We start from the raw sequence: 12,834 nt of genomic DNA, 5'->3' as shown, positions 1-12,834 counted from the left end.
TCCACGGCGTCCAGCGGGCGGGGGGTGCCGAACTGCACCCGGCCGCGGGCCGCTCCGGCCAGCACCACGGGGTGCCCGAGGGAGTGCAGTACGGCGCCGGCCCGTCGCCCGACGGCCAGTTGACGGGTGGGGTCACCCTGGCCGCCCCGGTCGCCCGCGAGCTGGCTCAGCTCGTACGCGTCGTCGCCGTCGAGCCCAGGTGGATCGGCGTCGGTGTCGGTCCCGGTGACGGTGTCGGTCGCGGTCCCGGTGTCGGTCGCGGTCGCGGTGGTGTCGGCTGCGGTGGTGTCGGCTGCGGTGGTGTCGGCTGCGGTCTCGGTGGCCGGCCGGCCGTCAGTGGTGGTCTCGGTGAGCGACGGGAGCGGCGACGGAGGCGGCGTGGAGGACAGTGACGCCGGCGTGGACGGCGGCAGCGGAACGGTGGCCGTGGTCGCGGTCGCCGTGGTGTCCGGACCGGTGCCGTCGGTCGGTGACGTCCGGGTGGTCGGGGCCGGCGTGCGCTCGATCAGGGGGACGAAGTCGCCGCCCCGACGGCGGAGCCGCAGGTGCGGGCCGCTGTGCCCGCCGGGGCCGAGGTAGGTGTGGGCGGTGCCGTTCTCCTCGACGAGGGTGACGGTGGTGCCGGTCGCGGCGGCGGCCCAGCGGGCGACCGCCAGGTCGGCCCCGGTGGTGGTCCAGGGGGCCTCGGCGAGGTGACGGCGCAGGTGTCCTTCCTTCGCCTCCGCGCTCGGTTCGGGGGCGCCCCGGCGCCGCGCCAGGGGCGGCGGCGAGAAGAGCGCGGTCCGCTCGGCCGAGGTGCCCGGCAGGCCGTTCAGCCTCATGAGCCGGGCAGGCGACGCGTCGGCGCGCGACCGCAGCCGGCCGGCCTCCCGGCTGTCCAGGTTCGGTCGGGCGGCGGCATGTCGCAGCGCGGTGGACAGGGCGCCGAAGAAGCCGTTGCCGCGGCCGGTGGGCGTTCCCTGCGTGTAGGTGGCACCGTCGGGCGCGGCGAGGACGCCGTCGCGGGCGAGGCGGTAGCGCGGGACGTCGCCGTCGGCGGGCGGGAGCCAGGGGGCGGTGGTGTGGCTGCGGTGCGCGGCCGGCTGGGACGGCTTGCCGCTCGCGGCCGAGGTCTCGCCGGACGTGCCGGAGCCCTCGGGTGTCGGTGCCGGCAGCGCGGTGGTGGACGGGGCGGGGGCGTGTGCGGACAGGGCGGCGTGGAAGTGGCCGTCGGCGGCGAAGAGCACCGGGTCGGCTGCGGGGTCGACGGTGGCCGACCCGTCGCGGGCGGCGCCGTCCCGGTCGTCACGGTACGGGAGGAAGCGCTGTTCGCGGCCCTCGCCGGTGACCACGGTCAGCGAGGTGCCGAGGAGCCGTGCGGCCAGCGCGGGCAGCAGGTCGGCGCCGCCGTGGTCCCCGGCGCGGCGCGCGGGCGGCGCCGGGGTGTCCGTCGGGCCGCGCGGCGTCGGCGGGAAGCGGCTCGGTGGCGAACGGGCGGGCGAGGGCGAGGGAGGCCAGCGCCGCCCGCTGCGCCGGCGTCGGCCAGAACGTCTCCGGCAGGCGGCCGAGGGCGTCGAACTCGGCCTGCTGCTCCCGGGACAGCGTGATGCCCGCGCCGTCCAGCTCCTCCGGTGTGAAGGTGTCGGCGGTGTCCGGGGCGAGGGAGTCGAGCAGGTCCCTGTTGTCCGGCCGGCCCAGCTCCCGGGCGAGGCGGTCGCGGGCGGTGTGGACGGCGTCGGCGGTGACCTCGGGGTCGCCCGGTGCGGCGGTGAACCGGTCGGCGAGGTCGGCTCCGAGCAGCCGGGCCAGCCGGCCGCGCTCCCCGGCCGCGGCGATCAGCGCGTGGAAGAACGACGCGCCGTCATGCGGTACTGCGTGGACCGTCCGCACGACGGCGCCGTCCGGAGAGGTGAGGGTGCGGACGCCGGTGCCGTCGGGCTCGGTGACGGTGTACGGGGCCGGGGCGTCGGAACGCCACTCGGGCTCCGTGTACTCCTGCGGCACATCCCGCACCGGCACGGCGGCCGAACCCTGGTGGTGGGCGGTGAGCCGGGACGCGGCGAGGTGCAGCCGGTGGTGGTCGGCGGCGGCGGCGTCCACCCGTCCCTCCCACAGGTGCGCGTCGTCACGGGCGGCCTGCCAGGCGAGGACGGCCGGGGACTCGGCGAGGTCCCGCGGCAGCACGGTCGTCAGCGCCGATGTCAGGCCGGGGTCGCCGTCGCCGAGCGCGGCGCGCTCTTCGGGGGCGAGCGAGAGCCACGCTTCGCGGGTCCGGGCACGGGCGTCGTAGTACCCCTTCTCGGCCACGGCGAGGTCGGCGGCGGCCTTGGCCATGTCGTCCCAGGCGGCGGCGGCCTCTTCGGGGAAGGAGGAGTCGTCCAGGAGGCCGTAGTCGCGGGCCTGTTCCTCGCGCAGCCAGACCAGTGCGGTGGTCTCGGCCTCGGCGGCGCGCGGGCCGCGCTTCGCCTTGCCGAGGGTGCGCAGGGGCCGGCTGTCGGTGATCCGGTGGTCCGCCTCGGAGACCGCCAGCCAGCTCACCGGCAGCGCGAAGAGCATGCTGCGGTCGATGCCGTACTTGACGTGGGTGCCGAGGGTGACGTCCTCGGCGCCCTTGTGTGCGATGCCGTCACCGGCGCCGCCGACCGGGCCGGTGACGCCGGGGTTGGTCAGGCCGGCGCCGCCGGTGGCGACGAGCGGCGCGGTGCCGAGGGCGCCCTCGGAGTTGTCGGTGATCCCGGCTTCCGTCGCTTGGGAGGTCTTGTGCCGCTGCATGCCCTCCATGCGGGGCGCGCTCTCGACGGCGAGCAGGCGGGCGCCGCGCCGGTGCATCTTGGCGTAGAGACGGGACTCGACGGTGTGGGACTGGCCGAACAGACGCGCGGAGGACTGGGTGGGCAGCACGGAGCCGTCCGCGCAGAGTGCCTCCCGGAACCCGGCGGTGAGGCCGCCCTGGGAGGTGGCTTCCTGCTGCGCTTGCGCGGGCGCCGTGCCGAGGGCGGTGAGCGGGGTGTGGCGGGCGATGCGCACGTGCGCGGTCAGCGGGTCGCCGGTGTGCCGCCTGCCGAGGTCGCCGTCGCCCAGGCCGTCCGCGCGGGCGGTGGCGAGGGTGAGCGCGTTCCCGACGTTGGCCGCGCCGCGGATGTCGACGGCGAGCATCCCGGAGCCGGTGCGGTCGTCGAACGGCAGGATGTCGTCGCCGTCCGCGCGCCAGGCGGCGACGGCTTGTCGACGCGCCTGTTCGGCCGTCAGCATGCGTACCGCGCGCTCGGGTTCGCTGACGTCCTGCTCGGTGAGCGTGCCGTCGTCGCCGGTGCCGGACGGCGTGAGCAGTCCGGCCGAGACGAGTTCGTGGAGCGTGCCGACGTGTGCGACGGCACGCGGCGCCAGCGGGTCACCGGCGGCGTCGGTCATGGTGACGGTCAGGATGTAGCCGGTGACGACCTCCGCGTGCGCCTGCGTGGTGGCGATGTCGGGCATCGCGGTGCTGCCGAGGGTGTCGGTGCGGGTGCCGGCCCGCTGTCCGGTCGCCGTTCCCTGGAGGGACGGGTTGGCGGCGAGGATGTCGCTTCCCGGCGTGCGCTGGCCGACGCTGAGGGTGAGGTCGCCGCCGCGGTCCTGGGTGACGCCGGCCGCGGAGTCGCGGGCGATGGTCCGGTAGTCGTCCACCTCGTACCCGGTGCGCAGCCGCTTCACGGTGGTGCCGGCCGGCGTCAGCTTGAACCGGACCTGTGCCGGGCTGCCGCCGACCGGCAGGTGGTGAGGGCTCGACCAGGTGCGGTGGCGGACCGGCAGGGTCATCCCGTCGGTGGTCAGCTCGTGCAGGTGGGCGAGGAGGAAGTCGGGCGAGAGCCGTTGGAGGACCTGTTCGCGGTCGTGCGAGGGCACCCCGGCCTTCTCCAGGCGCGGCAGGAGCTGCTGGGCCGCGCTGCTCGCGTCGAGCCGGCCGCTGGGGTGGGTCGGGAAGCGCCGGCCGCGCAGGAAGCCCGGCACCCGGTAGCCGCTGCCGAGGTTGCGCGGGGTGCCGGTGCCGAGGCCGTCCGGAGCCAGGCCGGTCTCGATGGCGTCCTGCATCGGCAGGTGGAACATGACGGCGTCCCGGACGCGGTGGAACGCGGCGGCGGCCCGGCGCGGGGACAGGGCCTGCCCGGCGCGGCCGGACAGCCGCCCGGCGGCGGACCCGATCCGCTGTCCGGCCCGGGTGCCGATGGTGCCCATCGCGGCCGTCCAGCGGTCCCGGACGGCGACGGTCTCGGCGGCGTCGGCGACCACCAGGTACATGCGCCCGGCGTACGTCATGGTCGTGCTGCGTCCACGGGTGACGGACTGCGCGAGGGCGCGGCCCCTGCCCCACGCGTACTGGAGGGCGCTGCCGTAGGCGCCGGACACCGGCTGGGTGCCGGAGGCCTGCTGCAGCGGCGAGTCGCTGCCCTGGAGACCGAGCGTGGTGCGCGAGGTGGTGCTCGAACTGCCGGTGACCTTGTGGTCGGTGGCGACCGTGTTCTCCAAGGAGGCGGGCTTGGGGTCGCTCATGACCCGTACGTTCTCCAGCTCGCCTCGAACGGCGGCCTTCAGGTAGTGCGTACGGAACGGGCCGGCGCCGTGGAGTCCGGTGACGCGGGTGCCGAACGGGCCGAGGTACTGGCCGAGTTGCCCGGCCACGCTGAGGTCGGCCACCGCGCGGCGCAGCGCGGTGCGGACCGGGGTGCCGGGGGCGCTGGTGTGCCAGGAGTCGCCGGAGGCACGGTCCGCCGTCTCCTGCACGAGCTGCTGGCGTTGCGGGCCGCCCTGGGTGCTGAGCACCACGTGCGGGGAGCCGAGCAGCCGTTCGACGAGCGACTGACTCTTCGCGTCGGTCGTGGACACCGGGCCGGTGCCGTCCAGCAGTTGCTCGGCAACGAGGGCGGACAACCGCCTCGAGGCGGGGGCCGTGGGGGTGGAGGTCGTGGGGGTGGAGGTCGTCGCCGTCGATGTCGCTGGGGCGGCGGACGGGTCCGTGAACGTCGCGGCGGGCAGGTCCGTCGGTGCGTAGCGGTCGGAGCCGTGAGCGGCGGGGACGGCCAGTTCGACCCGTCCCACGGTCTCGGTGCCGCGGCGGAACAGCGGGCGTTCCGCGACCGTGCTGACGAAGACGCCCGCGCCGAGCAGTCCGGCCGTCAGCAGGCGGGGCCAGCCGCGCGGACGACGGTGCCCCTCGAAGTCGGCCCTGAGCTCCACCCGGTAGCTGTAGAGGTCGATGCCGCTCTGGGCCGTCAGGTGGTCGTGGGCGACGGTGACCGTGTTGCGGGTGGCCTCCTGACGGGTGTGGGCGTAGCGTCCGCCGACCGTGAGGTTGCCGATCTGGCGCGGCAGTCCGGTGTCGCCCACCTTGTCGTGATCACGGGGCGAGACGCCCACCTCGACACCGGCGGAGTAGGTGCTGGACTGCTGCTGGCCCTGGCCCGAGACCTCGTTGCCGATCACCGCGTTGCGCAGCGTCCGCTCGTTCAGGGTGGTCTCGAACCGGCGGTCGGTCAGCCGGGCCCGCAGGGTCAGCGTGTGGTGCCCGCGCCTGACCTTGCCGTCCTCGACGAGCGTGACCGGGACGCCGGTGGTGGTCAGGTCGTCCAGCGCCTGGGCGAGGGTGGGCCGGTTCAGGGCCTCGCTCACCTGCCGTTCGTTGAACCACGCCGTCCGCAGCCGCTCGTCGCCGTACCAGAGCCGCGCCAGCCGCGGGTGGTTCCGCATCGCGGGCGGGAGGAACAGCGAAGGGTAGGAGGCGTGCAGGGTGTCCAGGACCGTGTCCGCGAACGTCTGCAGGGGGTCGCGCGGGGGCTTCGGGGTGCCGCTCTGCGCCGGCGCCGTCTGCGGGCCGATGACGGGAGCGGTCCCGGTGCCGGTGGCCCCGGGCACGTTCCCGGTCTGGTTCTCGGGCCGGAAGCCCTCCGCGCGGACCTGGCCTCCGAGATGGACCGGGTCCTCCTTCTTGAGGTACCACGGCACCGGGGGTTCGACGTCCGGGTTCGGGCCCGTACGCCCCGGCGTGCGGCTGTCCCATCCGGCAAGCCTGCGGGCGTCCTGGGTGGACATCCAGTCCAGGCTGACCACCCGCACCGGCCGCGCCGCGGACCTCGGTTCGCCGGCGCCCCGGACCATCAGGGTGCGCTCGACCCGGTACAGCGCCATCGGCTGGTTGCGGAGCCGGCCGGTCACCTTGCGGGCCGCGTCGGTGCCCAGGTAGTGGCCGCGCCCGGCGGCGAGGTCCGTACGGACCACCGGCCCGCCCTGCACCCGCACGTCGGTGACCGGCCCGGCGAACTGGTGGTTCGGCCCGGAGGTGATCTGAAGCCCGAACCGGGTCTCCCGAACGTGCCCGCGCTGGTTGGAGTACGTGGTCTGGGTGAGGTCGCGCACCTCGACCTTGGTCGACTCGGTGACCAGGTCGGCGCGGTGGGGCACCGAGCGCTCCACGACCAGGTGTCCCAGCGGACGTTGACCGCGTCCCCGGGTGAGTCCGGGGCCGCTGACCGGCCCGGTCAGCCGTCCGAACAGGCCGAGCAGCCGCCCGGGACGGGTGTACGACACGAGGGTGCGGTGGGCCGAACTGCCGGGCCGCGCGCCGGAGAGGGCCAGCGCCACGTCCTCCGCCGGGTCCGTCAGGTACAGGCCCGTGGAGTCGAGCAGCCGCGGGTGCTCCCCCTCCGGGAAGGTCAGGGTGCGGGGTGCCCGGCGCGGCCCCTCGTAGGGCACGGTCAGGTCGTCCGGCAGCCGCCAGCTCAGCCCGTCACGCATGCCGAACTCGGCGGTGTGCACCAGCTGTCGCGTCCAGCGGGGGCCCGGCGCGATACCGGTCGTGTCCCTCGTACCGGGCGTCCCGCCGGTGATGGCCGGGGCGGCGGCGCGGGGCGCCTCGGTGACGCGGTGGACCCGTACCCGGTAGTGGACGTCGTCCAGGTGCAGGTGGGAGCCCTCGTGGGCGCGGTGCTCGGCCTGCTGGTACGCCGTGGTGCCCTGGTTGTAGTCGGTGCGGCGGGCCCAGCCCAGCGAGGCGCCGATCTTCAGCAGCCAGTCCAGCGGCGGGCCCATGCTCAGGGCACCCGCGATCCGGCGTCCGAAGCCCACCGTGCGCCCACCGCCCGTGCCGCTCTGCCCGCGCCGCGCCGTGTCCGCCTTGACCGTGCCGCCGCCCGTGTCGGAGAGGCGCACCCAGCGGTGGTACGGAACGGCCTCCACCGTCATCTCCAGGCCGACCCCGGACTTCTCCCGGCCCACGAGGCGGGCGCCGCGCGGGGCGGTGAACGCGGAGGGCTGGTCGGTCAGCAGCCGCAGCAGCTCCTCCTCGTCGAACCTCGCCCGCAGCCGGTCCGGCAGCCCGTCGAGGATCTGTCGCGCCGCGAGTTCGGGCGCGCGCAGGGTGAGGACGCCGGTCCCGGCGAACAGCCCGGTGGGCTCGGCGCCCGGCGGTGTCCCGTCCGCGTCGGTGTCGCCCGGGTCGGCTCCCGGCCTGATCAGCGCGGCGGGCAGCCTGCTTCCGTCCTCGAAGGTGACCGTGCGAGGCGCCGGGCCCGGCCGACGGGCGTCCGGGCCGGTCAGCAGCCGGGGCGGACGATACCGGTCGAGCTGTGTCTCCAGCGGCGTCCGGTCGCCCTCATCGGCCGTTTCGGGGGCGGTGTCCGTGATCCCGGCCATCTCGCGCAGCCAGTCCCCGTACGGGTCCGACCCGTCCGGGGCGGGCTGCGGGGCCGACGCGGATACCGGTTCCGGAGCGGACTCCGGGGTCGTGGCACGGGACGGGTCCGTGTCGGGGACCAGGGCGTCGAAGTGGTCGGTCCCGTTGTACGCCACGTGCAGGGGGTCGCCCGTGCCGCCCGCGTGCAGTGCGATCGTGGTCAGCGCGCCTGGTGTCCGCGGGTCGGGCTGCACGATCCGCAGGTCGAGGTCGAGCGTGTGCGCCAGCGCCTCCGGGATGAGGTCGGCGAAGGGGGACGGCCACAGGTCCACCCGCGCGGCGGTGGCGGCCAGCAGTCCCCGCCCGCCGAGCCGCCGCGCGTCGGCGGGGGTGGGCGCCACCTCGGCGAGCCCCGGGTAGTCGCTGTCGGCGACGATCTCCCGCCACCGGCCCGTGTCGCCGTCGGTGACGACCTCCCGCGCGATCCGGTCCCACTCCTCGGCGATCCGGCGCTGCGCGCCCGCGTCACTCTCCCCGGCCAGAGCACGAAGCCGCAGGTCGTTGACGACGGAGTGGACGGGGTCCGGCACGAGGGCGTCGGCGATGTCGCCGAGTTCGGTGTGGGTGACACGGTCCCGCACCCGCGCGCGCAGCCCGCCGGCGTTCCCCGCGGCCCAGGCGGGCGGGACCTCCCTGGAACGCGCGCTGTCGAGGACCGACCGGAAGAAGCAGTTGCCGTCGGGCGGGGCGGCGATCCGGCGGAAGGTGAGTCCGCCTGCCCGGAGGAGGCTCCCCCGCTCGGGGGCGGGGGTCACCGGGCCGAACGCGGTCAGGTCCGCGGCAAGACTCTCCGGCCGGCTCGGCGCGGGCGACAGGTCGGGCCTGCGGCGGGCGAGTTCGGCGGTGTCCTCGGGGCCGAGGCCCAGCTCGGACAGGGGCAGCGGGTCGTCCGACAGCCCCCAGGCGACCTGGGCCGACTGGGCGTAGTCGAGTCCGCGCACGTCGTCCTGGGAGACGAGCGCGGTCGGCGGCAACGTGGGCGGCGGCGGAGGGACCAGGTCGTCGAGTGTGGTGCCGGGCCCCTGGTCGGCCCGGGCGGCGGCCGCCGCCCGCAGGAAGGCCGTGTACTGCTCAGGCGTGGGTCCGGTGGACGGGTCGACGGCGGTGCGCCCGTCCACCGCACCGCCTCCGGCGCCGTGCCAGTCGGTGACCATACGGCGGAGCAGGTCGGGGGTCATGCGGCCGTCGCCGTAACGCGCCGCGCTGTCCGTGCCCTGCCAGCGCAGGCCGTCCACGTGCGCGAGGCCTGCCAGCAGCTCCCGGTTGCCGGGCTGCTTCTCGGCGTCCGGTCCGAGCGCGTCGCGCAGCGTGCGGATCTGCTGGAGCGTGCGGGCGCGGGCGAACGGGTCCGCCGGGCCGGGGCCCGCGTGCAGACCGGCGTCGCGCGCAAGCTGGTCCAGGTCGGCACCGCCGGGTTCAGGGGTGAACAGCCGCCACCGCCCCGGCCCGTCCCCGTTGTCGACGAGCACCGCGCGGACGTTGCCGTCCTTGTCGCGGGCTGTACCGACCGCACTGGTGGGCGCGTACACCGGGCGCCCGGTCCGGTTGGCCACGTGCTGGGCGACCGGGAGGCCCGCGATCCTCGGCTGGCGCCCGGTCTCGCAGGAGTACAGCACCAGCAGCCGTTGCCGGTCGCCGTCGGCCGCCCACGCCTTGAGCGCCTCACCGAGCTGGACGCCACTCACCTTCACGGTGGGCCGGGAGGCGTCGTGGGTGCCGAGGGTGACGGCACGCGGGGTGCCGTGCCCCACGAAGTAGTCGGCGCCCTGCTCGGTGCCGGCGCCGGGGAGCGCGGTCGTCGGACCGGTGAACACGGCACGGGGGGCTGACGGCGCCGTGACCGCCGCGTCGGCGGTGCCCGTCGTGTTCGTCGTGTTCGGGACGGCGGGGCCGGATTCCGTGCGTACGCCTCGGTACGAGTCCTGTCCGAGCAGCGCCCGGCGTCCGGCGTCGCGGGGCGTGCCGTCTTCGGCCGGGTCCTGGGAGATGGTCAGCGTCCGTACGGTACGGCCCGGTTCGGGCCGCACCGCCGTGTCCGGAACGAGACGCCGCACCTGTTCGAGCGGGACGGAACGCCCGTCCAGAGTGGCGAGGGCCGGCTCGCCGACCGGCCGTGGGTTCCCCGCCGCAGGGCGTACCACGACCTGGGAGCCGGGCGGCGGGGTGACGACGGGCGAGGTACCGCCGCCGCCAGCCGACTCCACGTGCAGCACGGTGGCGGGCTCGCTCCAGGGGCGCGACGCCGAATCGAACTTGACCGCGCCGTCCGGGGGGACACTCGCGTCGGGGTTCGGGACGGCTCCGGCGCCCGTCGGCGACATGGGCTTGACCGGCGCTACCGGTGTCTTCCCGGACGGGTCCGCGTCCGCTGAGGGCTCGGGACCCGTGTCCACGGACGGGGCGCTCTCGGTGACAACGGGCCGCACGTCCGGGGCCGGACCGAGGGCGTCGGCGAGCGGCAGCAGCACGTCGGCGCCGGGGAAATCGGTCCCCGGGTCCGGGGCGCCCGCGGTGACGGGGGCAGGGCCGGTGAGCGGGCGTGCCTGGACCGGGCCGTCAGGTGTCTCGCGGGTCAGCTCGACGGCGGCGCGATTCGGGCGTCCGGTGCTGTCCGGCGCGGTCGGCGGACCGAGGACCACGGCGCGGTCGGCGCCGGCCCCGTCGAGGAGCGCGGCCGCCTCGGGCGAACCCGCTGCCGGCGGCGGCCCCTCGGACACGACGACCGTGAGCGGCGAGGCATCGCCGTCGACGGTGACGGGGCCGGTCGCTTCGCCCTCCGGCGGCGCGGGGGCGGTGTCTCCGGGCGACACGTCCCGGGCCCCTGGCACACCGTCCGTCGTCGTCACCGTCGCCGAGACAGGGGCGTCCTGCCCCGGTACGTCGACGGTACGCGGGTCCTGCTCCGCCGCGGGGGCGCCGCCGTCGGAGGTCACGGCGCCCCGGTTACCGGTGCCCGCGCCGCTCCCGACACCCGCTCCTGGCCCGGCACTCGTACCGCCGGTCGCCACACCGGGGGCGGCGCTGGGGCCCGCTCCGGTGCCGGAAGCCGCACCGGGAGCCGCACTCGACCCCGCACCTGTGCCGGACGCCGCCCCCGGAGCCGCACTCGGCCCCACACCCATGCCAGACACCGCCCCCGAAGCCGCACTCGGCCCCGCACCAGTGCCGGACGCCGCACCGGGAGCCGCACCCACGCCAGACACCGCCCCCGGAGCCGCACTCGGCCCCGCACCTGTGCCGGACGCCGTACCGGGAGCGGCCCCTGTGCCCTTGCCCGTGTTTCCCGCAGTCGCCCCCTCCCCGGCGCCCGCGCCGACGCCCGCACTCATGCCGGCCCCCAGGCCGGTGCCCGGACCAAAGCCGCTCCCCTCCCCCACCGGCACCGAGCCGTCGGTGACGGTGAGCGGCGGCGTCACCGTCACCGGTGTCCCGAAGCCCTCCAGGGCCCGGCGCACGCCGTCCGCGTCGACCTCCGTGGCGGGGCCGCTCCCCACGGGGACCACGCGGATCTCCGGGGCCCCGGACAGGTTGCCGTGCAGGGCGTCGCGGACGCCGATCTCCGTGGCGCCGGGAGGCTGCGCGCCACGCAGGGTGGTGAGGTCGCGGAGAGCCTGCTCACGGATGTCCGCGTTGCCGCGGTGGACCTGCTGCCACTGGGCGTTCTCCGTCGCGGTCACGGGCAGCGTGCCCGGGGAGTACGGCGGCGGGGCGGGCGACGTGTACGGCGGCGGATCCGTCACGGAGTACGGCGGCGGTACCTCGACTCCGCTGTCCGACGACGACGTTACGGGCGTGGTGCCGGTGCCGCCCGTGGTGTCCGGGTGTGAGGGGCCGTCGGTACGGCCGGCGCCGCCACCGGTGCGGGACGGCCTTTCGGAGCCACCTGTCCCCGAGGAGGCGACGTCGCCGCCGGAGACGGTGGGCGGCGTGTCTCGGAACCCTTCGAGGATGTTGCGCAGTTCGGCGCTTCCGTTCTTGGCGCCGTCCGTGAGTGTGGCCTCGACCTGGCTGCTGATGCCTGCGCCGACGAAGGTGGACCAACTCGTGGACCAGTCGCCGTCGAACGCGCCCTTGACGAGGATCTCGGCGAGCGCCTCGCCGGAGCCGGCGGCGAGGAAGTCGGCCGTGCCCTTGATGCCGTAGTGCCCGGCGATCGCGCCCGGCCGGTCGGCGTTGTTGCGCAGGATCTGGTTGTTCCGCCACAGGTCGGGGTTGTTGCGGAAGTTGTTCCGGAAGGAGAACAGGTCCCGGAAGCCGGTCGGCGGGTTGTACGTGAGACCGGGGTTGTTCGTGACCGGGTCGGGACGGTTGTCCGGAGTGGTGTCGAACTTGGTGTCCGGGTCCGGCTTGGAGTTCGTCGTGTGGTTGCCGGCGTCGAGGTCGAGGTCGTTCCTCACCTTCGGCGGCGGCTTGAAGTCGAGGTCGGTCCCGTTCTTCAGGAAGGTGTCGTCGTAGCTCTTGACGATCTTGCGGGCGTACTCGGCGAAGATGCTGGTGAGCGCGCCGGCGGCGGCGCCGAACGCACCGTCCTTGAGGATCTGGCTCCAGTCGAAGCCGTCGGGACGGCGGCCGTCGGGGGCGAAGTTCATCATCGCGAGCCGCACCGCGAACGTGGTGAACGCCTCGGAGAACGCCTCGGTCAGCGAGGGCGCGATGTGCAGCCGCTGAAGCAGATGGCTGAGCGTGGAGAGGATGAAGAACCGGCTGCGCATCTTGGCCAGCATGATCTGACTGGCCGACGTGCCGCCCGTGAAGAACGACATCGCCAGGTAGATGGCGATCTCGATGAGCAGCCGGATGACCTCGGCGATCACCTGCCACTTGGACTCCATGATGTCCATGGAGGTCTTGCGCCGGCCCTCGGCGATCTTGTCCAGCTGTTCGGAGAACTCCCGCAGGTAGTTCCTGCCGCCGTCGTCGGTGAGGGTGCCCATCGCTGCGGCGTACGCCTTCGACAGGTCGTCCGGCATGACCTGGCCGATGTCGTGCACCGACTTCTGGATCAGCGCGGACATCTGGTCGATCTTGCGGCCCAGCCGGGCGTAGGGCCCGCGGCTCTCGTAGGCGAGGTCCTCGTCCGCGTCGATGAGCCTCTCTCCCGTGAGGATGAAGATCATCGCGTTGACCTCGGGCGACGGCATGATGCTCAT

1 pseudogene (cut by a window edge) is annotated in these 12,834 nt (G+C 75.2%); it reads right to left on the bottom strand.

Annotated elements, in window-relative coordinates:
* Positions 1-12,834, bottom strand: a pseudogene (locus tag AY578_RS32720) (lonely Cys domain-containing protein) (it extends 20,716 nt beyond the left edge of the window).

The organism is Streptomyces thermocarboxydus (assembly GCF_024760485.1).
Lineage (GTDB): Bacteria > Actinomycetota > Actinomycetes > Streptomycetales > Streptomycetaceae > Streptomyces > Streptomyces cellulosae.
The sequence above is the reverse complement of the archived record's forward strand: the minus strand, read 5'-3'. Positions and strand labels throughout refer to the sequence as shown.